Annotated in this window: 14 protein-coding genes; 5 read left to right on the top strand and 9 right to left on the bottom strand. The window is 34.3% G+C overall.

What is annotated here, in order from left to right; translation table 11 throughout:
- Positions 1 to 161 precede the first annotated feature (161 nt).
- From LUU93_RS17390 to LUU93_RS17370, 5 genes are all read right to left on the bottom strand, one after another.
- Positions 162 to 338, bottom strand: a complete 177-nt coding sequence (locus tag LUU93_RS17390) for a hypothetical protein (RefSeq protein ID WP_232682438.1) — start codon at positions 336 to 338, stop codon at positions 162 to 164.
- Between the two features lie 127 nt (positions 339 to 465).
- Positions 466 to 669, bottom strand: a complete 204-nt coding sequence (locus LUU93_RS17385) for a hypothetical protein (protein ID WP_232682437.1) — start codon at positions 667 to 669, stop codon at positions 466 to 468.
- A gap of 150 nt (positions 670 to 819) precedes the next feature.
- A complete protein-coding gene (locus LUU93_RS17380) occupies positions 820 to 2,421 on the bottom strand; it encodes a Na+/H+ antiporter (protein WP_232682436.1) in 1,602 nt (533 codons plus the stop codon).
- A gap of 198 nt (positions 2,422 to 2,619) precedes the next feature.
- Entirely contained in the window at positions 2,620 to 4,317 is a 1,698-nt protein-coding gene (locus LUU93_RS17375; protein ID WP_232682435.1) for a ribonucleoside-diphosphate reductase subunit alpha, read from the bottom strand.
- A 12-nt stretch (positions 4,318 to 4,329) separates the two neighbouring features.
- Positions 4,330 to 5,304 (bottom strand): ribonucleotide-diphosphate reductase subunit beta, encoded by a 975-nt coding sequence (locus tag LUU93_RS17370; RefSeq protein WP_232682434.1) that lies wholly within the window; start codon positions 5,302 to 5,304, stop codon positions 4,330 to 4,332.
- A 732-nt stretch (positions 5,305 to 6,036) separates the two neighbouring features.
- Between LUU93_RS17370 and LUU93_RS17365 the strand changes: the two genes are divergently transcribed.
- The 4 genes from LUU93_RS17365 (at position 6,037) to LUU93_RS17350 (ending at position 11,717) form a co-directional block, all read left to right on the top strand.
- Positions 6,037 to 7,524 (top strand): ankyrin repeat domain-containing protein, encoded by a 1,488-nt coding sequence (locus LUU93_RS17365; protein ID WP_232682433.1) that lies wholly within the window; start codon positions 6,037 to 6,039, stop codon positions 7,522 to 7,524.
- A gap of 104 nt (positions 7,525 to 7,628) precedes the next feature.
- Entirely contained in the window at positions 7,629 to 8,099 is a 471-nt protein-coding gene (locus tag LUU93_RS17360; RefSeq protein WP_232682432.1) for a DUF2271 domain-containing protein, read from the top strand.
- Positions 8,100 to 8,234: 135 nt separating this feature from the next.
- Positions 8,235 to 10,418 (top strand): PepSY domain-containing protein, encoded by a 2,184-nt coding sequence (locus tag LUU93_RS17355; RefSeq protein WP_232682431.1) that lies wholly within the window; start codon positions 8,235 to 8,237, stop codon positions 10,416 to 10,418.
- Positions 10,419 to 10,727: 309 nt separating this feature from the next.
- Positions 10,728 to 11,717 (top strand): FAD:protein FMN transferase, encoded by a 990-nt coding sequence (locus tag LUU93_RS17350; protein ID WP_232682430.1) that lies wholly within the window; start codon positions 10,728 to 10,730, stop codon positions 11,715 to 11,717.
- Positions 11,718 to 11,759: 42 nt separating this feature from the next.
- Here the strand turns inward: LUU93_RS17350 and LUU93_RS17345 are convergent, their stop codons facing one another.
- Entirely contained in the window at positions 11,760 to 12,971 is a 1,212-nt protein-coding gene (locus tag LUU93_RS17345; RefSeq protein ID WP_232682429.1) for a DUF4272 domain-containing protein, read from the bottom strand.
- 227 nt (positions 12,972 to 13,198) lie between these two features.
- On the opposite strand from LUU93_RS17345, the gene LUU93_RS17340 reads away from it, so the two are divergent.
- Positions 13,199 to 13,948, top strand: coding sequence for a PKD domain-containing protein (locus tag LUU93_RS17340; protein WP_232682428.1), 750 nt, complete (start codon positions 13,199 to 13,201; stop codon positions 13,946 to 13,948).
- A 109-nt stretch (positions 13,949 to 14,057) separates the two neighbouring features.
- Here LUU93_RS17340 and LUU93_RS17335 read toward each other — a convergent pair whose 3' ends face one another.
- From LUU93_RS17335 to LUU93_RS17325, 3 genes are all read right to left on the bottom strand, one after another.
- On the bottom strand, positions 14,058 to 16,475 hold the full coding sequence (locus LUU93_RS17335; RefSeq protein WP_232682427.1) for a glycoside hydrolase family 2 TIM barrel-domain containing protein: 2,418 nt from the start codon (positions 16,473 to 16,475) through the stop codon (positions 14,058 to 14,060).
- Positions 16,476 to 16,763: 288 nt separating this feature from the next.
- Complete coding sequence (locus tag LUU93_RS17330) at positions 16,764 to 20,291, bottom strand: malectin domain-containing carbohydrate-binding protein (protein WP_232682426.1); 3,528 nt, start codon at positions 20,289 to 20,291, stop codon at positions 16,764 to 16,766.
- Positions 20,292 to 20,392: 101 nt separating this feature from the next.
- Positions 20,393 to 23,122: an alpha-d-galacturonidase gene (locus LUU93_RS17325; RefSeq protein ID WP_232682425.1), complete on the bottom strand. Its 2,730-nt coding sequence runs from the start codon at positions 23,120 to 23,122 to the stop codon at positions 20,393 to 20,395.
- Positions 23,123 to 23,141: the final 19 nt, after the last annotated feature.

Genomic DNA, 23,141 nt, shown 5'->3' with positions numbered 1-23,141 from the left:
AAAGACTACTTTTGAAGCTATACACACACCGCAATTTAATCAAATTGCAAGAATTAGGAAAGCGAAAGCTTTCCTTTTTTTATGCCACAAAAAAAGCTGCCTCACTTTTGAGACAGCCTCTTTTTTTGCTTTATAAAGGTCTAAATCCAGAACAATTATCCTTACTTCTTTTGCTGACCCGGAGCGTAAGCTTTTGCACTTTTACTTCCTGACATTTTTTTGGCCTGTCCAGGAGGAATTTTTCCTGATGATGAATGTGAATGATGAATACTGCAGCTTGCAATACACAATGTCAATAAAGCAAAAGAGAAAAATTTAATAAAATTAGTAGTTTTCATAAATTAATTTTTTTTATGACCAAAAATACAGTTTTGAATATAAAAAAACTTTATAACCATTATAAATAACGAGAACCTGTAAAAGATTTTTTCCCTTACAGTTTTTTTTCATTTATAATATTCAATTCTACTTTTTAATAGTATCAGTTTTAACAGCTCTAACTGTGTCTGTTACAGTTGTGTCAATATCTGGCCCTACCGTATCAATAATCGTTTTAGTCGAATCTGCATGATCTGGAGACTCAGTTTTAGTCTCGTTCTTCTTGCATGAAAATGCTAATCCCGTTAACAGTACCAGCATTGCAGTTTTAGTTTTTAATAGCGTTTTCATAATTATACTTTTTCTGTTTGCATTCGTTTTAATATTTCAAATTTAACTTTCTGAATATCAAAACCATTACATAATTACAGCTATCATTTATATGAATCAAAGAAATAAGTATAAAACCCTTAAAAATTTGATTTTTAAAGCCTGAAAATTTTATTCCTCATACATTTCCATCCAAAGCCGGGTTTCTTCAAGATCAAGTTCTTTTTCTATTTTGCGGAAAATCTCCTCGTTTACTGAACCCGCTTTATGCATAACTTCGAGTTTGCTTCGTTCTACATTCAAAAGATCAATTTGAATTTTGGTAAAATCATTAAAAATTTCATTTCCAAATACTTTACCATTTCCAAAAAAATTCGCCGGAAGTTCGGTCTTCTGCAAACGATTAAATTTTACTTCATATTTACTTTTAATATTATGCAGTAATTCATCATCCAGCAGCGAAAAATTATCTTCGATATGCGCAATAGTTTCAGAAACAATAATATTTCGAATATCATATTCTTCAGCCAAAATAGAATAACGCTCAATTTTAAGCTTTTTAATAAGCCACGGAAGCGTAAGTCCCTGAATAACCAAAGTGGAAAGAATCACACAAAAAACCAAATAAATAATCAGGTTACGAAGCGGAAATTCTTCAGTTTTATTCAGCATTAACGGAAGTGCCAGAGCCGCTGCCATAGAAACTACACCGCGCATTCCCGACCATCCAAAAATAATCATGTTTCGATAATCAAATTCTTCTTTCATTCGAATTTTTTTACTGAGCATTCTCGGAATCATCGTTGCCGGAATTACCCACAAAAAACGAACTATAATCACAACAATACTAATCACGGCACCCCAGATAAATAACAAATCTCCTGAATAATTACTGATTCCTTCAATAATCTGCCGGAGCTGTAATCCAATTAAAATGAAGATTAAACCATTAAGAATATTACTTAAAACATCCCATATTGTATAAGACATGATGCGGCTTTCATGAGAAAAAATAGTACCTGATCTTGCAGCCAAAAAAAGTCCGGTAGCTACTACTGCCAAAACTCCCGAGCCATGAAAATGTTCGGCAATCAGATAAGACGAAAATGGCGTCAATAACGTAAGTGTTACCTCAATAATGTCATCGCAAACAAATCTTTTATGAATATAATACATTATAAAACCAACAGCCAGACCTATTGCAATTCCCAAAACCGACATCAAAACAAAGTTTAATCCAGCCTGCCACAAAACGAAATTTCCTGCTGTAATTGCAGTTAAAGCATATTTATACGCCACAAGACCGCTGGCATCATTTACCAAACTCTCTCCTTCAAGAATTGCAATTAATCTTGGATGAAGACCTAAACCTTTAGTAATTGACGTCGCAGAAACTGCATCAGGAGGCGAAACAATAGCGCCAAGTAAAAAAGCTAACGGCCAGGAAATATCATCTATAAGCCAGTGTGCAACAACAGCAACCAGTCCTGTAGTAAAAAAAACCAAGCCAACGGCTGCTAAAGTTATCGGGCGGATCGTCTGTTTAAAATCAGACCAGCTTGTATGCCATGCTGCGTGATACAAGAGAGGCGGCAAAAATACAATAAAAACAATTTCAGGATTCAGCGCAATAACCGGCAGTCCTGGTACGACACTGATAATTACACCGCAAAGCACCAGTACAATAGGAATTGGAAAATTATACCTTTTACTTATTAAACTAAGAAAAGCTACGCCAAAAAGTAACATTATAATTACTGTAATATTTTCCATTTACTGCGGGTATTTATTTGTTTTGGATGATAATTTCTGGTTGCTAAATTAAGATTTTATGAGAACTAAATTAAATTCTCAATAAAAAGAATGCCTAATTTATTGGTATACATCTTTAATTTAAACACATAAAAAAAGCCCCAAATAGTGTCTAACTTTTTGGGGGCAGTTCAAAATAAGATTCGGCTTTTTTATCTTTTACGATTCGCAGCTGCTGCAGGTAACTAAACTTGTTACCAATTCTTTAGAAACACTTTGGCTTCTTTGGTAATACAAACTTTTTACGCCTAACTGCCAGGCTTCGATCATTAAACGGTTTACTTCCTTAATTGGCAGTTCGGCCGGAATATTAAGATTCAAACTTTGTCCCTGATCTACAAATTTCTGACGAATAGCTGCTTGCTGTATAATTTCAAGCTGACTGATTTCTTTAAACGTTTTAAAAACATCCTTTTCAATTTGAGAAAGCTGAGACATATGCTGAACACTTCCACCGTTCAGCATAATTTCTCTCCAGACTTCTTCATTATCCAAACCTTTATCTTCCAGTAATTTTTTAAGGTATTTGTTTTTACGCATAAAATTACCTTTACTCAAACCAGCCTTATAATAATTACTGCTAAAAGGTTCAATTCCCGGAGAAGTCTGTCCTAAAATTGCCGAAGACGAAGTTGTTGGTGCAATTGCCATCGTTGTCGTATTACGTCTTCCATAACCTTTTAACAATTCCGGTTCACCATAAATTCTGGCTAATTCCTGAGTAGCTTTATCCGCTTTATTACTTATATGTTTGAAAATTTCTGTCGTTTTCAATTTAGCTTCCATTCCTTCAAACGGAATCATATTTTTTTGCAGATAAGAATGCCATCCTAAAACGCCTAAACCTAATGCACGATGTCTTTTAGCAAATTTGTTCGCAGCAGAAAGATAATAGTTTCCTTCTGTTTTTTCGATGAATTCCTGTAATACAGCATCAAGGAAAAAGATGGCCAGTTTTACCGCTTCTGTATCTTTCCATTCTTCATAAAGCTCCAAATTCATTGACGATAAGCAACAAATGAACGATTCGTCCTGAGTTGACGGAAGCATAATTTCACTGCATAAATTACTTGCGTTGATTCTTAGATTTTGATCTTTATAAACCTGTGGCTTGCTTTTATTTACATTATCACTAAAAAAGATATAAGGAAGCCCTTTTTGCTGGCGGCTTTCTAAAACTTTTGCCCAAATTTGTCTTTTATCATTATCTCCGTCAATCATTTCCTGCATCCAGTAATCAGGAACACAAATTCCGGTAAACAAATTCTGGATTGGATTTCCAATACTTTTAATTTTCAAAAACTCTTCAATATCCGGATGATCGATATCTAAATATGCAGCAAATGCACCGCGACGCACACCGCCCTGCGAAATCGTATCCATAGCCGTATCAAAAAGCCTCATGAAACTTACGGCTCCGCTGCTTTTTCCGTTATCCGTTACGGCACTTCCGCGCTCACGTAATTCCCCAAAATAACCCGATGTTCCACCGCCTATTTTAGTCTGCATGATAACTTCGCCCAGTTTATGTGTAATTCCTTCAATTTTATCTGGAACATGTACGTTAAAACAAGAAATAGGCAAACCTCTTTCGGTTCCCATATTAGCCCAAACCGGAGAGCTGATACTCATCCAGCCGCGTTCGATCATTTCTACAAAAGATTCTTTTAATTCCGGTTTATACAATCTTCTTGCAGCTGCAGTACAAATTCTGTCAATTGCACCTTCTACCGTTTCACCTTTTAAAAGATAACCGCGATTTAAAATTTGCTCGCTTTCAGAGTTCTTCCACCACATTTTGGTTCCTGCTTCATTTTGCGGAAGACTATTTACTTCATTTGTATCTATTGTACTCATACTGTTTTTCTTTTAAAAAAGGTCGTTTGCCGTAATACTTTTATCATGTTTGGTATATTCTACAGGACGTTTTGCAAAGAAATCATCGAGACTGTTCGCAAAAACTTCTTCTTCAAACCAGGCCAAAGCTTTGTAATCTTCAATATTAACATTGAAAATTGTTGGAATACCAATTTGTTTTAAACTTTCGTCAATTCTGAATTTCATAAAATTAACCAAATCACCTTTTTTGATACTTTCGATTTCACCTTCTTCAAATATCCAGTCTAATATGTCTGATTCGACTGCAATAGAATCCTTAACCGTTTCTCTTACTAATTCTAAAGTATCAGCATCAAAATAATCCGGGAATTCTTCTCTGATTTTATTGATGATGTAAATTCCGCCATTAGCATGAATCTGTTCGTCGATAGAAGTCCAGGCAATAATATTGCTTACATTTTTCATATAGCCTTTAAATCTTGTAAAAGAAAGCAGAATAGCAAACTGACTGAAAAGTGAAACATTTTCGATCAGGATACTAAACAAAATCAATGAAACCATATATTTACGATTGTCCTGAGAGCGAGTATCTTTTAAAACATTTGAAAGATAATCTACACGTCTGCGAATAACAGGCACGTTAAGAAGTTTTTCAAATTCATCGTTATAACCTAATACTTCAAGAAGACGCGAATAGGCTTCAGAATGTCTGAATTCACACTCTGCAAAAGTGGTACCTAAACCATTAAATTCAGGTTTTGGAAAGTGTTCATAGATATTTCCCCAAAAGCTTTTTACAGCTACCTCAATCTGAGCAATTGCCAACAGACTGTTCTTTACGGCAGTTTTTTCTGCAGTTGTTAAATGAGCATGAAAATCCTGAGTATCAGCAGTAAAATCAACTTCTGTATGAACCCAATACGCTTTATTTATCGCTTCTGTAAATTGTAAAACCTCCGGGTATTCAAAAGGTTTATAATTGACTCTTTTATCAAATATAGACATATATATAGTATTTAACGGTGACTAAGTAAGAATAGAAAACTACAGGATTTGAGGTGGGAATTACTGCTTTTTCTATATATGTAAAATTAACCCGCCATTCTTCTTTTGTCTAGGTTTTGATGTTAAAAATCCGAGCAATTATCAACAGGGGAAAACTGGGTCGAAAACCATTAAAAAACAATTTATTAACAGGCACATAATTTTTCGTAGTTGCCCACATACCAGTTATTTAAACTGAATCTAAATAAAGTTGTCAACATAAAAAAAGAAAAAAATCCCAAAAAAGAAAAAACAGTTATCAACATACAAAGTTCAATTTTGGACTTTTTTGATCCAATTTTAAGCAAATGTAAACGTCAAATCTCGTCTTAAAAGAATCCGTTTTTAGTAAAAAAGAAAAACAGATTTTTAAAAATCGTTCTACTTACACAAATTATAAACACTTAATTTTAAGCATTTTAAATTTAAAAACAATAAAAAACATTAAACACTAATTAAACCAAAATATAAAACTGCAGTCTTACGGTTTAAAAAATAGTTGTTCCATAAGAAGATAGCTGTCAATACAGGATTTAAATAAAAAAATCATTAGAATTAAATTTTTAAAAGCAATAAAACTTGCTATAAAAATATTAATCTTTACATTTGCTATTATTTTGATTTATTCTAAATAGACAATTGTCTCATCAATAATTTTTGGAACTAAAACTCCAATAAACAACATAACATAATATGAAAAAGAATCTTTTTATTTCTTTAGCATTTGCAGCAACTTTATTTGTTAGTGCACAGCAAAAAAATACACTTTTAGAACCGTCATTTTGGAAAACGTCTCCTAATGTTGAAACTGTTAAAGCAGAAATAGCAAAAGGAAACAATCCTGCTGAAGCCAACATAAATGCTTTTGATGTTACTACACTGGCAATCAATAACGATGCTCCAAATGAAACTATCAAATTTTTAATTGACCAGCCCGGAAACTCAATTACTAAATTAACACACGATAATCGTATATATTTACACTGGGCCGCTTACAAAGGAAATACTGAATTGGTAGAATATTTAATTGGAAAAGGTTCTGATGTTAAGTTTGAAGACAGCCACGGTACAACTCCTGTAGATTTTGCAGCTTCAAACGGACAATCAAATCCTGCTTTGTATGATGCCTTTTTTAAAGCCGGAATCGACCCAAAGAAAAAATATGCAAACGGTGCTAACTTATTACTTTTGGCAATTCCTTCTGATAAAGATTTAAAAGCTGCTGAATATTTTACTTCAAAAGGATTATCACTTAAAGATGTAGACAATGACGGAAATACTGCTTTTACATATGCAGCAAGATCTGGAAACATTCCTTTCTTGAAAAAACTTCTTGAAAAAGGAATAAAACCAAATGATAATGCTCTTTTTACTGCAGCTCAGGGTAACCGTAGAGAAACTAATACAATTGAAACGTATAAATTTTTAGTTGAAGAAGTAAAGCTGAAACCAACGGCACAAAATAAAGCCGGACAAAATGTATTGCACATTTTAGCAGGCAAACCAAATCAGGCTGAAATCGTTAAATATTTTTTAAGTAAAGGTACCGATGCTAATAAAGCTGATAAAGAAGGAAATACGCCTTTAATGGCAGCAGCTGCAGCCAAAGAAACTACAGTTTTAGAAATTTTACTTCCTGCAGTAAAAAACATAAATACCCAAAACTTAAAAGGAGAATCGGCCTTGACAAACGCAGTACGATCAGGAACTCCAGAAGCTGCAGCTTTACTTTTAGGCAAAGGTGCTGATGTAAATGTAAAAGACAAAGACGGAAATAATTTAGGAGTTTATCTGGTTCAATCATATAAACCAGCCGGAAAAGGAACTACTGCTGATCCTTTTGATGCTAAAGCAAAATTACTTCAGGACAAAGGATTAAACTTAGCAGCTGCACAAAAAGACGGAAATACTTTATATCATTTAGCAGTTACGAAAAATGATATCACACTTCTTAAAAAAATTACAGATTTAAAAGTAGATATAAATGCTAAAAATAAAGATGGTTTAACAGCTTTACACAGAGCTGCAATGGTTGCTAAAGATGATGCTGTCTTAAAATATCTTATTTCTGCAGGAGCAAAAAAAGACATCAACACTGAGTTTGACGAAACTGCTTATGCTTTAGCTAAAGAAAATGAACTGCTTACAAAAAACAACGTTTCAATTGATTTTTTAAAATAGCATTTTTTAAGTTATGAGTTGTATACTACTTATAAATTATATCTTAACTTATAACCCCAAAACAAAACTCATAATTCACAACTCATAATTCACAATTAATTAAAATGAAATCTATACTTAAAATCGCTCTTATCTGCCTTGTTTCTTTTCAGTCAAATGCACAATCAAGCAAATACAAATGTATGCTGCAAATGGCAAATTATATGGGAGAAGGTGCATATATTGTGGTTTCGCTTATTAACCCGACTGGCGGATACGAAAAAACACTTTATGTAATGGGTGACGATAAAAAATGGTACAGCTCTTTGAAAGAATGGAATAAATTCCATGCCCAAAAAAAAGAAGACATCAGTGCCAAAACAGGTGCATCTGTTACTGGCGGCGATCGCAGCGTGACCACAATAGAAATTGAGGATTCAAAAATTAATAAAGGCTACAAATTGCGTTTTGAGTCTGCAGTTGAAGACCAGAAATATTATGTAAGTGATCTTGAAATTCCGCTTTCAACAGAAGGCCTTGCTGACAAAACAGACGGAAAAGGTTACATCAAATACGTAAGGCTAAACAAAATATAATTTTTGGTAATTATTTCTTAACCTCATTATAAGCATGAATATTATTTTTTCTGCTTAAACTTGAATCCAGGCTTTGTCAAAGTTTTAATTTTGGCAAAGCTTTAAACATTTTATTACATTTCTAGAATACACTAAATGACTCTTTCTTTTTGGCGTTACGCTCACTTGGCTTTGGCCTTATTTTCTTCGATATTTCTGCTTTTAGCATCTGTCACCGGAATTATTCTGGCAGTCGATGCCGTACAGGAAAAAACACTTCCGTATAAAGCAGCCAATTTTGATAAAATAACATTGGGAGAAACACTGCCAATAGTAAAGAAAGAATACTCAGAAATTACAGAATTGAGTGTCGATTACAATCAATTTGTAACGCTTCAGGCAATTGATGCAGATGGAAATGATGTTAATGCTTACATTGACCCAAAAACCGGAAAAACATTAGGAAATCCTAAAAAAAAGAGCGAATTTATTCAATGGGTAACAGGTTTTCATCGTTCGTTGTTTCTTCATGAAACCGGACGTTTTTTTGTGGGCGTAATCTCTTTTTGTTTATTGTTGATTTCCATTTCGGGTTTTGTACTTGTTCTTAAAAGACAACGAGGAATTCGTAATTTCTTTTCGAAAATCATAAAAGAATATTTTGCTCAGTACTATCATGTGCTTTTAGGGCGTCTGGCTTTAATTCCAATTTTCATCATTGCACTTACCGGAACGTATTTATCGCTCGAAAGGTTCAACTTTTTTATGGGTGAAGAAAAAGCAAAACCTGTAAAAACAGAACTTTCGGCGGAAGCCAAAAAAACTTCGGTCTTAAAAACTACACTTCTGTCTGACGTAAAAAAAATCGAATTTCCTTTTACCGATGATCCGGAAGAATATTATATCATTGAACTTAAAGATCGTGAAATAGAAGTAAATCAGGTTGATGGAACTTTGATTTCAGAAAAACGTTCACCGCTTGCCGTTCAGTTATCTGCTTTAAGCCTTGACCTTCATACGGGAAGAATAAACGGAATTTGGGCGGTTATTTTAGCCATTGCCTGTATCAATATTCTTTTCTTTATTTATTCAGGCTTTGCGATTACTTTAAAAAGAAGATCAAGCCGAATTAAAAATAAATTCAAAGCCAATGAAAGCAAATATATTCTTTTAGTTGGTTCTGAAAATGGAAGTTCTTTTAGATTTGCCAATGCCATTTTGAAACAATTAATCGGTCACGGAAAAAAAGCTTTTATTGCGGAATTAAATAGTTTTTCGGTTTACCCGAAAGCAGAGCATATTATTGTTTTTTCGTCAACACACGGTTTGGGAGACGCACCTTCTAACGGAACTAAATTTAAAACGCTTTTACAGAAACAAAATCAAGAGCAAAAAATTAAATTCTCTGTCGTTGGTTTTGGTTCAAAATCATATCCTGATTTCTGTGGATTTGCAATTGAAATCGACCAGTTTTTGGAAACTCAAAGCTGGGCAGAACGTTTTTTAGATTTACAGACTGTTAATGATAAATCGGCAATAGAATTTGTAGAATGGATAAAATTATGGAGTGCCAAAGCTGAAATTCCGTTAGCCGCTACTCCATCTTTATACAATCACATTCCTAAAGGTTTGCAGAAATTAATGGTTTTAGATAAAACACCAATCTCTGATACCGAACATACTTTTATATTGACTTTATGCGCCAATAGCAGAACAAAATTTGCATCAGGTGATTTACTCGCAATTTACCCTGCAAATGATTCCAGAGAACGCCTCTACTCGATTGGAAATCATTCAGGAAACGTACAGTTGGTTGTAAAACTGCATCCAAACGGATTAGGATCAGGGTTTCTAAATAATTTAGAAATTGGAGATACAATAAAAGCCAGAATTATCAATAATAAAGCTTTTCATTTTCCAAATAAAGCACCAAAAATCGCTTTTATTTCAAACGGAACCGGAATTGCCCCCTTCTTAGGAATGATCGAACAAAATAAGACTAAGAAAGAAATACATTTATACAGCGGATTTAGAATGGAAACACCAACACTTCAGGCTTATAAAAAGTTTGCAGGGATAATGATTCAAAAAGAACATTTGGATAATTTTCATGTAGCTTTATCGCGCGAAGCTGAACATATTTATGTAATGGATTTGATAAAAAGAGATACTGCTTTTTTTATTGATTTATTGAAACAAGGCGGCGTTATTATGATTTGCGGATCTCTTACGATGCAAAAAGATGTTGAAACAATTCTCGATGAATTGTGTTTGGCAAACGGAAATAAAACACTATTAGATTATAAAAATAACGGGCAGTTATTAACTGATTGCTATTAAACATTTGAGTTATTATTAAACACATAGAAACATAGATTTAAAGCTGAAGAAAAGAGATTGAAAAAAAATCAAGATTTTCACACATAGCTATTATGTTTGTCGCTTAAAAAGTTTCACGCAGATTCTGCAGATTTGAGCAGATTAAATAAAAAATCTGCGTTTATCAGCTTAAATCTTTTTAAAATCTGCGTGAAATACCCGTTAAGCTATGTTTGTTGAAACAAGTGAAACGTATTTATACATAAAGAAAAACTATAGTCCCAAAGCTTCGGGATGTGTTTAAAAATTATAGATTATTAATATAAGCTTATGAATTTATTTCTAAATAAAGTTTTATGTGTTTTTGCAATTAGCTGTTGTTTATCAGCGCATTCGCAAATATTACGAAAAAGAACGACTTTGCTTATGGGAGGTCGTTTTGATATTAGTATTGTAGCTAAAGACTCTTTAACTGCAGAACAAAATATCAATGAAGTAATTACAGAAATTACGCGAATTGAAAATTTAATATCCGATTGGAAACCAGATTCACAAGTTTCACAAGTAAATCAAAATGCTGGAGTTAAACCCATAAAAGTCGATCGCGAAGTTTTTGAACTTACACAAAGAGCCATAAAATTTTCTGAAATAACAAACGGCAGTTTTGACGTTAGTTTTGCCGCAATGGACAGAATCTGGAAATTTGACGGATCAATGACCGAAATGCCTTCGGCGGAAGCCATAAAAAAATCGGTTGAAAAAGTGGGCTATAAAAATATTATTCTGGACAGCGTTGAATCGACAATCTTCCTAAAATTAAAAGGAATGAAAATTGGTTTTGGCGCTCTTGGCGAAGGCTACGCAACCGATAAATGCCGAGCGATTATGATCGCAAAAGGTATTCAAGCCGGAATTATAAACGGTTCGGGAGATATGAGCATCTGGGGAAAACAACCCAACGGGCAGCCCTGGAAAATAGGAATTACAAATCCGTTTAAACCTGAAAAAGTTTTAGCCGTTGTACCTTTAAATCAAGGTGCGGTAACAACATCCGGCAGTTATGAAAAATTTGTTGTTTTTAACGGAAAACGATATTCTCACATCATAAATCCTGCAACCGGATATCCCGCAACAGGTTTGTGCAGTGTAACGGTCTTTGGCCCTGATGCTGAAACCGCCAACGGATTAAGTACTTCTATGATGGTTTTAGGCCAGACAGAAGGCCTGCTTTTGCTTCAAAAATTCCCAAATTACAGCTGCGTTATGATAACTGATAATGGCAAAGTTATTAAGTCTAGAAATTTTAAATATAAATTATAAGTTGTCAATTGATAATTGACAACCCATAACTCATAACTCAAATTACGTATCACAAGTTACATCATCCCAATCCTGATCCATGTAATTTATGAGCCAGTTAAGGGCATATTGTCTTTCGTAAACAATTCCGGGATTTATTTCTTCAATCTGACGTCCTTTAATCCTTTCATCAACGCAGGCCCAATTGTATCGGTAATATAAATCGGCGGTATCTAAAATTTCACTTTTAGAACGTGTAGCATGTATTGAATTGATAAATTCATTAGGATCTTTATCTTTCCCAACCGGATAATCCTCAGAACTGATATTTTCTAAATTACAAAACTCATTAGGAAAATCGAGTTTTTCAACCTTATTCAAAGCCCACATCAAAGTACAGATACCTTCACATTTCCAGGTTTCATACATTTTTTTATCATCAGTAGGATCGGCAAGAAACTCTTTTTCTCTATCCGTAGTAAAATCCCAAAGCTTATAATTCTGTAAATAATCAACGGCTTCTTCCGGAGAAATACTATTAAACGCAACTAAATTTGTTACTGCCAGTACACTGACTCTTTGAGCAATGTCTTTAGGATTTCTAAGCGTAGTTTCACTTTCAGATTCTATACAAGGCAGATTTCTGTTGATTTTTATGTTTTCTTTTTCAAGAATTTTTTCGTTTTTTGCTTTTCTTTCAATTTGATCTTCATCAAGCTCATTTTGATCACCATCAAAATAACCCGAATTGATACTTACGCCTAAATCGTCGATTTCGCAATTTCCGTTTACGTCTATAATTAAATTCAAATCTTTGTCTAAAAAATGCTGTGAATCTGATTTACTGATACTCGTATTAGGCTGAGCAAACAAAATCGCATCAAACTCTTTTGCAATTTCTTCTACAATAGCTTTCAGTTCTTTAATCTCGCCCTTTTCCTGAATTATTGAAAACTCAGAATTTAAGGTTTGTATTTTATGCAGAAATAAATTCTTTATTTTTTCATTTTTTGCCAGCAATGAATTAACGAGTCCGTAAAGACCTTTTAAATTAGCAGTTAAATCAGAATCGTCAACTTCCGGAATTTTATAAGATGGTTCGGCTCTTTCTCTATAAGCTATTTTTATTTTTTTTGAAGGGCTTAAAATACCGCCTTTCACTTCAAATTCAATAAAATCAGGATGGTTTAAAAAGCTTCCTTTAGGTATGTGCGAAAGAAATATTTCTTTTATTCTTTCAAAACCTAAATGATGCGAATAAATTGTACAAATCATTTTACGACTTTTAAATATTATTTAGGCTAATATAGGTTTAATTTGATAAAAAAAAGCAAACCCAAATGTTTTAGGTTCTTTTCATAATTATACATACTAAAAATCATTTCCATTATATAATACTTCATCACCTTAATCAAAATAAATTAATTTAAAAAGGAAAATATTTTTAGTTTAAATAAAATATTTTCCTTTTCTTTGTAAGAAACTAATTACTTAAATTTACCATGAGAAATTATCTATTTCAATTTATTACTGCACTATCATTATTATTATTTTCTAGCTGTTCATCAGACAACTTTCCAAAAGAGGAAACTGCAGAGGCACCTACTGCTAACTTTTCATTTATAGGAAATAATACAACCGCACCTGCAACAATTACTTTTGAAAACAAATCTGAAAATGCTACAGATTATTTATGGGATTTTGGAGATACAGCCTCTTCAACGGAAAAAAATCCAACTCATACTTATACTTCTGCAGGTAACTATACAATAAAATTAATTACAAGCGGTCCTGGCGGAACATCCATTACAACAAAAGATATTATAATAAAAGCGGCACCAGTCCCAACCAGTGTCAAGATAACTAAAGTTACAGTTACTGAAATGCCATTTGTTGACTACGAAGGTAATAAATGGGAAAGTGGAAATGTTCAATTCTATATTGTCGACGATGAAACTTATAAGGATCAGACTTCTTCTGAAATTTTTAAAAATATTACAAAAACACAATTACCACTTTCATGGACACTTCAAACTCCAAAAGTAATTAGTGATTTATCTAAAAAATATGAATTTACAATTGTTAAAATTGAAGGATTCGGCGGCAATGAAATTGGAGGTAGACTATATGCTACAATGTCAGACTATACGACAGGTGCAAATGCATATCCAGAAACAATCAATTTAGAATATAATAATTCTAGCTTGCCAAATCAAAAAGTCAAATTCACAGTATTTTTAAGCTGGCAATAATTTATAATGAAAAAGCTCCTTAAAAATTAAGGAGCTTTTTTTTATCCAATATTCTTTTCTATAAGTTCATTCTCAGAGCTAAAAACTTTGTAATTCTATGAGATTAAATTTAATTCACCTTAACTACAATTGTTGAAGCTTGTAAACCAGCTGTAGAAGCCTTCAATTGAATATTTTCTTTCTTCCCACTAGACTGAATAATAGCAATACATTTTCCATTAAATAATTTACAGGAATTCGCTTTAAAAGAATCCAAATTGGCTTGATAACCATTATCAACTCCAACTAATTTTCCTCCGCCTGTAACTTCAAAATTGATTAAATCCATTGCATTTGGGAGTAAATTCCCGTCTTTATCAGTCATCGAAACGGTTACGTAAACCAAATCATAAGTATCATTTTTGATTGAAGTTTTATCAGCTTGTAAATCCAATTTAGAAGCTTCTCCAGCAGTTCGGATTTCTTTTTCTAAAACTACTTTTCCGTTCTTTTTCGAAACCGCTTTCAATGTTCCATGCTCAAATTTCACTCTCCAAGAAATATGCAGATCATCATTTTGTTTGGCTTTCTTTCCTAACGACTTTCCGTTTAAGAATAATTCCACTTCATCGACATTATTATAATACGCCCAAACTTCCACTTCCTGATCTTTTTTCCAGTTCCAATGCGGGAAAATATGCAGAACCGTTTTATTCGACCACTCGCTTTGGTACATATAATACACATCTTTAGGAAGTCCAGCTAAATCAACAATTCCGAAATACGAGCTTCTTGCAGGAAACGGATACGGATCTGGCTCTCCGATATAATCAAAACCTGTCCAGATAAAAGTTCCTGCCATGAAATCCTGACTTTTGATCGTTTTCCAGTTTTCTTCGTGCGTTGCTCCCCAATACGATTTCACCTGATCATAAGCCGAAACCGTCCAATCGGCATTTCCATCAAACGCAGCGCCGTGTTTGGTTGGCCAGGCTTTAATTCCGTCAGGAAAATCATAATGTCCACGCGTTTCTAAAGCCGAAACACTTTCTGAAGCCAATATTTTCTGTCCTTTAAATTTCGTTGGAAAATCTTTATAATCTTCGTGTTTGTAATTAAATCCCAAAAGATCTAAAGCACCAGATTGGTAAATAAAGTTTTTCTCAATTACATTTTCTGTCAAAGCCGAAGTTACTGGACGTGTCGTGTCTAAGGATTTTACAATTTTAGCCAATTCTCTGGTAATCGAAATTCCAGTCGAATCAAACTGTTCTCTAATTTCATTACCAATACTCCACATCATAACCGATGGATGATTGCGATCTCTTTTGATAAAATCTTCTAAATCCTGTTTGTGCCAGGCATCCCAGTCTTTATGGTAATCGTTGGTTACTTTTTTCTTTTTCCAAACATCAAAAGCTTCATCCTGAACAATAAACCCCATTTCGTCACACAATTGCATCATTTCCAAAGAATGTGGATTATGAGACATTCTGATAGCGTTGGCTCCCATTTCTTTCATCAAAGTCAGTTTTCTTCTAACCGCATGAATGTTTTCAACCGCACCCAAAGCGCCATTATCATGATGCAGACAAACTCCATAAATTTTAGTTGGAACTCCGTTTAAAGAAAATCCTTTCTCCGAATCAAAATTGAAATATCTAAATCCAAGAGGCGTTTCGTAATTATCAACCAATTTCGATTTCTCATACAATTTTGTAATAACTTTATATAAATACGGATTCTCTGTACTCCATAATTTTAGCTGTTTTACTTCTAAATCATGAACCGTTTTTTCTGATGTTTTAGCACCAATTTTTTCTGTCGAAGTATAATTCGCAACTTCTTTATTCTCAGAATTTACGACCGAAGTAACCAGCTTAAATTCTTTAGCAGAAGTATTATCATTATCAATCGTAACTTCTAAATGTATTTTTGATTTTTCTGCTGAAACTTCTGGCGTTGTTACAAAAGTTCCCCACTTACCTACATGCAGTTTTTCACTGGCAACCAAACGTACATTTCTGTAAATTCCAGAACCCGTGTACCATCTGGAATTGGGTTGTGCATCGTTATCTACTTTTACAGCAATCGTATTTGATTTTCCAAAGTTTAAATATTGCGTCAAGTCATATCCAAAAGAAATATATCCGTTTGGACGAATTCCTAATGATTTTCCATTAATGAAAACTTCGCTGTTTTTAAAAACACCATCAAATTCAATTGAAACCGTTTTGTTTTTCCAATTTGCAGGAATAGTAAAAACTTTGCGGTACCAGCCTTTTCCAGCGGGTAAAAATCCTTGTGCTTGCTTGGTTTTCGCATCTTTATCAAAAGCTCCTTCAATACTCCAATCATGTGGCAATTGAAGTACTCTCCAATCTGACACATTATAATTAGCATTGACTGCTTCAGGATAATCTCCCAATTTGAAGTTCCATTTTTTATTAAAATCCTCGACAATTCTGGCTTGTTTCTGTGCAAAAATGGATACCGAAAACAATAAGGCAATTGTAATTTTTTGAAATATGTTTTTATGTTTTATCATAAATATGTTTTTATTCTAATCGTTTTTTTGACACCATTTTGTCAGGCTGAGCGAAGTCGGAGCCCACACAAACTAAATCTCCAATCTTTGTCGAGTTTCGAGTGTGATCCTTCGTTCCTCAGGATGACAAACTGAACGTTATAATTGCAACGTTTTAACGTAGAGACGCACAGCAGTGCATAACACACAGTATGGACAATTGGGGCGTAGACGCACTGTGGTGCGTCTCTACAATAAAAATTCGTTAACAAATCTTCGCGTCTTTGTGCCTTTGTGGCAAACCATCATTTACTGAAATTCGAAATTATCCAGCATTAATCCCTTCAAATCATCACCTTCCAATGTAATTTTATACGTTCCTGCGTTAATATAACCCCCAGAAGTTGTATTCAAAATCTTCCATTTTTCAGGTGATGGAAAAAACTCAATCGTATCATTTCGCATTAAAATTCCGTACGCATCTTCCATTTTGAATTTCACTTTCATCGGAGTTTCATTTTTATTCATAAATCGAAAACGCATTAAATAAATTCCAGCAACTCCGGGTTTTACTTCAAACTCTATGCTGTTGTTTGTCTTTTTTGTAAACTCGATATAATCAGCTTTTTTGAAATTTCCTTTCTCGATTCCTGTTCCCGTTGTTTTTGTCTTTTCTGCTTCTATAATTACAACAGATCTTGAATCGTCTTTTTCTCCCATGTCATAAGTTGGAACGACAGCAATTGTGTTTATGTTTTCCGAATTATCAAAAAGAACCTTCTCGCCTTTCTTTACTTTTTTAGTGAAAACATCAAACGAAATTCCATTGTTGTTTTTCGCTTTTTCCTCTATTTTTTTATAATCCGAAAGCCCTTTTAATGTCTTCTTTTTATCGTCAACTAAAATATAAACTGTCGATTCTTCTTTAGCAGTAAACGAACCATTATTTTTAGAATGAGAAGAAAACTGTAAATAATCTGCTCCAAAAACCTCAGAAGGCAATTCGGTAAAAACAACATCAGAATCAGAATATTGTTTTGAATTAATATCCAGCCATGAAGCTATTCTGTTGGTTTTATCATAAGAATCTAAAAGCAAATTCTGAATGTTTTTTAAAGATTCTGAAGCTGGTCTTGCATGAATATCTTTTGTTGCAATCGCAATCGCAGAAATAATCGCTTGTGAAGCTTTTACATTTGGAAACGAAATCACAATTTTTCCATCTATGCTTTTTACTTTGAATGTTTTCTTCAACGCATTATCATGTTCTGCTTCTGCCCAAATATCGAAATCTTTTAAAACAACATTATCATTGATGGCAACATCAAACAAACGCCAGCCTTTGCAGTCTAAGCCTCCGCCAGTTCCGTACCATGGTTCTGTGAAATACAATTCTACTAAATATTCGCCATCTGGTGCAGGAAATTCGTAACGCAGTTTATCAACTCCGTATCTAAAACTTTGAAACAACTCAGGATCTTTTGTTCCCTTTATCGGGTCGAAAGTGGTTCTTTGACTGGCAAAAAAGTCTGGAAGTTTTTCAAAATTATCTGTCCAAGATAATGAACCCCAACTGTTTTGTCCATTTTTGTGTGTATCGGAAAACCACGTATTTCCAGCAGAATCTGTCAATTCTGAACCTCCGCAATTTACTCTGTAAATATAATTATAACCGCTTTTGGCTTTTGTAATATCTGCTTTATTGGTGGTTAAAACATCTAAATTAGGTGCTTTTGGAAGGTTATTTAAAACAATATAATCTTTAGCAACAGCTTTTCCGTTTACATAGCCAACAGCATACAAAACATTGTACTGAATATTGACATTATTGAATTGAAAATGCTGTCCGATTCCTGGATTTTTTAGTTTTCCAAGTGAAGCTTTATTGATATCATTAAACAATTCTACTTCGTCACAATTGGAATAAATATCGATTCCGTTCTTGATTCCAGGTTTTTCCCAGCGGCTTGGCCAAGTATGCGAAACGATATACACCATCGGATTGGTTTTGTTCGAAACATAATTGGCGCGATACATATAAAAAGCATCCAAAGGCTCGCCCCAAATGGTAAAAAGTCCTTTGTAATTTACTGGGCCAACTTTGTCAATGTCTCTAAAACCTTCTCCGTTCTGCACTCGTCCCGGATTTTCGTGCGAAGCAAAAAGCCAATTAAACTGTCCCGCAATTTTATCTTTTACCGATTCGGCTTCTCTAACTTTAATTTCCATTAACTGAGAAAAACGGTTTTCGCTTAAAGTTCCTTTTTGGTCAAACTCACCTTCTGTATGCAAATCGGCTGAACGCCATGCGCCGTATTCTCCGTTTAATAACTGAGTGGTCATTTCCAGATGGTATTTTAACGGATCTCCGCCATACGTTCCCGACCAGTTTTGAACGACATTCCAGTCGGTTCCTTCTCCGCCATTACAAGTTGTTACAATCCTTTGAGAAGCCGATAACGGATCCATTTCTCGGATAATCTGCGTGCATTCTTCTGCAAATTCCTTCGGAATCGTACTTTCATTCTGCAATCCCCACATGACAACAGATGGACTATTTCTTCGTTCCTTAATCCATTCTCGTAATAAGGTTTTGAAATTTTCTTTAAACTCAGGCGTATCGTACCAAATATGTACTGAAAACTGACTCCAAAACAGGATTCCGTTTTCGTCTAATTCTTTTTGATACAATAAATTATGAGGCTGATGCGCTTCTCTAAAAGCATTAAATCCGCCTGCTTTGATTTGTTCGATTCTAGAATGAATCATTTCGTCTGAAAACGAATGACTTTTTCCAATTAAATGCTCGTATTCGCAAACGCCGTTTATAAAAACAGGCTCATCATTTATGAAAAAACGATTGTCTTTTCCGTCACGGCTAACTGGCCAACTTACCCAACGAATTCCGTACGAAGTTGTTAACTGATCGATTATTTTTCCATTTTCATAAATTGAAGTCACCAATTTATACAAGTACGGATTGGATGGCGACCATAATTTCGGATTCTGAATCTCAGGAAGTGCCTGTGCTATTTCCTTTGTTTCTCCCGAATTGATTTTGTTATCGCTTTTATTGATAGCAACCTTCTTTCCTGAAGAATCCAAAAGGGTATTTTCGACAATTAAGTTTCGTTGTGAAGTGCTGTAATTCTTGATTTCTGTAGTGGTATGCAGAATTGCTTTTTGTTTTGAAACCGATTTGTCATTCCAAATATGAACACCAAAAGGCTGAATTCTCACATCATTTGTAACAACTAAAGTAACAGGTCTAAAAATTCCCATTGGCTGAGAACCTTCTGAAAATCCCCATTCGCCAGAACAGCCACCGCAAACCCAAGGCAAATCGGCAATAAAAGAGGGATGCGCTACTTTTACTACAATGATATTTGCTGCATCGAAAGAAACTGCTTTGGAAATGTCTAAAGTGAAAGTAGTTCTTCCGCCTTTGTGTTCGCCTACTTTTTTACCGTTTATCCAAACCGTTGCATAAGAACTTACACCTTCAAAATAAAGAAAATGTTGTTTTAAACTGTCTTTCTTATCGAGTTTTACTGTCTTTTTATACCAAGCAGTACCATGCAAATTTCCATGTTTTGTTCTTCTGAAACCATAATACTGATCCCAATTGTGAGGCACACTAACCTGCTGCCAATTGGAATCAGTTTTTGGATTTTCTACAAAATCTTCTTCTTTCAGCGGAAGATTATCCAGTATTACGGTTTCCCAAGACGAATTCAGTGAAATTTCTTTACGAAACTTCCCCGAATCTTTGCTCTGACTCCAAACAAAGCAAAGACTTGAAAAAAAACAAAAAATAAAAAAAACTATTCTATTCATATTTTCTATGTCCTGCAAGGTTTTCAAAACCTTGTAGGTTTACTTTTAACGTCCATTTATAATACCTACAAGGTTTTGAAAACCTTGCAGGAACGCATAGGCTAATAAAACAACCAATCAATAGCTGCTTTTTCTCCTGCATTGATATACCCAACATCACGTGGTGTTATGGTTTGATCTGCGTCGATGAAACCTAAAATTAATACTTTTCCTTTACCTAAATCTAATTTATTCTCACCCGGCTGAAAAGTATAAGTATGAATGTTTACACGTGGCAAATCTTTCAAATTCATGGCACTTGCCAGAATCACTTCGGCTTGACCGTGCGCATTTCCTGCTGCATCTGTCTCCAAACTTGGTGGTAATAAGAATCTCTTCTGATCTGAATTGAAATATCCTACCACTAATTTAACCGCTTTTGTGTTTCTAAACTTCAAATGTGTTCCTTTTTCATTTTGATCGTTTTCTACAAATGAGAATCCTCTTAGGTTTTGAAGTTCAGGAGCAATTTTAGTTAACTCCGAAATATCTGTTCCGTACACTTTTGTTCCAGTTTTTACTAAATACGTTCCCAGTTTTTCATCTATAAAAGTTACTTCGGCTGGTTTCCAAGGTTTTCCTTCTTTGGTTTCGATCTTACCGTCTTTTGAAGATTTTAGCTTCTCTAGATTTCTCTTGAAATTAGCCAATTCACGCTCGTAATGCGGTAATAATTCTGCCCAAGTTTTGTTGTTTCCGTCATCTCCTCCAATTGGGATTCGGCGTTGAGCAGTTTGCATACTGTTGGCATAGTAATAGGTATCTTTTGTTAGTTTTACCAATAACTCATAATACTCAATGCTCTTTTCTAAATGAGGCATTGCTTTGTCTAAATCAGCAATATCGTTAGAATAACTGTATCTTAAAACCAATAAAGCGGCTTTTACTTTTTCTGAGAAAAAATCGGCGAAAGCCTTATACGCATGCATATCATTTTTAAGACGTGCAAATTCTTCTTTGTCTTTGGTTACGCTGGCTTCGGCTTTGTCGATTGCTTCAACAGCTAATCTTCCATGTTCTGTAATTTCAGCAATAATTTGAGTTGGAAGTTCACCAGAATGCGGTTCTTTATTCCATTCTTTTTTAGCATATTCTAAAAGCAATTCGCCCGCTGGTCCACAAGATTCGTGGAATCCAGGATATACTCTCCATTTGGACGGATTCACCAACTGACTTTCAAACATTCCTAACAATAAAGTCTGACGATTTCCTTCTGTGATTCCGAAACGTCTTAAGGTTTTTGGAGCAATCTCTCCAGTTTCTTCGTAAGCTTTTAGAATGTTATTTGCTGCTTCTTGAGTTGTTCCGAATTTCGCAGCTAAATCATTATCCCAATATTTAACTTCTTCGTTTCGATCTCTTTTACTGTCCCAAGCGTATCTTGCCCAAGCTTTGTACCAAATCCAGTCACGATCCATTTCTAATAAACGTTCTCCTGATTTTGTTTTATCTGCCGAGTAAGGCCAATCCCAATAAGATGCCTGCGGATATAAATGTAGCGCATTTGCTCCATGAACACTATGCATCGCTTTAACCGTTTTTTGAATAAAATCTGGAGAACCATATCTGAAAGGCTCTAAGTTTGCCAAAATATGAACATTTTCAATATGAATTGATTTTAAAGCACTTAATTGTTTATGCGTTTCTCCCCAAGGTCCACCCGGCGTATAAGTCGTTAAAGATTCTCCTGTATATTTGCTTTCTGTATATAAGTTTTTATATAATGGAAGTGATTTTTCCATTACCAAAGGCCCGTCTGTATCGTGAGAACGAAGGATAATTGGCGGTTCTTCTGTTTTTCCTAATGCCTGTAAACCATCACGAACACCCGGAATAATCGTTTTGGTAAACCATTCTACATCATCATCAACGGTATTAATGGCTTCGCCCAAACAAACCATTAAACCTACGTTTGGATATTTTTCGATAAAAGCAGCAATAGATTTTCTGGTATAATCTGAAAGTAACGGTGTAATTGGACGCGAACGATCTTGAGTTTTAATATTGTAATGTTCTGCAAAAGGTTTAGAAACAATAATATTGTAAAACATCTGGATTACCCAGATTCCACGTTTGTTTGCTTCAACGGTTAAGAATTTATAGATTTCTTCATTCTTTTTGAAATCTTCGTCGCTTACTTCAACAGCAAACGGATATTCTTTTAGTTTTACCAAAGAAGCAAACGGATGTCCGTTCCATAAATACAAAGAGTTCATGCGGTTTTCTACCAACATATCTAAGTATTTAATCCAAAGTGCTTTATCATAAAACCAAGGAAAAGTTTCTGGCGTATACGGATATTCGTAAACGTCACGTCCTGGAAGATAAACTGGTTTCTGCATTCCGATGCAAGCTCCTCTCAAAACCATTTCTGGACTATCATCAATATTGATTTCTGATGGAAGCTGACCTGAAGTTTTAATTCTATCTGCTAATTCTAATGCACCATACAAAGTTCCTGAAGCATCTGTTCCTTCAATATAAATTATATTATTTTGAGTGCGAATCTGGAAACCTTCTTTCTTAGTTAATTTGCTATCGTTGATTTTAGCGCTTTTAGCATTTTTCTTCCAGAAATCGGTTCCTTTTTCTCCAATTACAATTACTTTATCTTTTGATTTTTTGAATTTATCAGAAGAAGTTACGCTGAATCCTTTTGCAGAAAGCATTTCAGATAATTTGGCTGCTCCAAACTTTGCTCTAGGCGAACTCGGATCACTTACAACTGTGATGTTCTGCGCTGTCGCGAAAGAGACGTAAAGACATAAAAAAAGTAATTGTAAATATTTCATGGTATTTTAATTTTATTCA

It is taken from the genome of Flavobacterium soyae (assembly GCF_021245985.1).
GTDB classification, from domain to species: Bacteria; Bacteroidota; Bacteroidia; order Flavobacteriales; family Flavobacteriaceae; genus Flavobacterium; species Flavobacterium soyae.
Note: the sequence above shows the minus strand (reverse complement) of the source record. Positions and strands in the feature narration are given on the sequence as shown.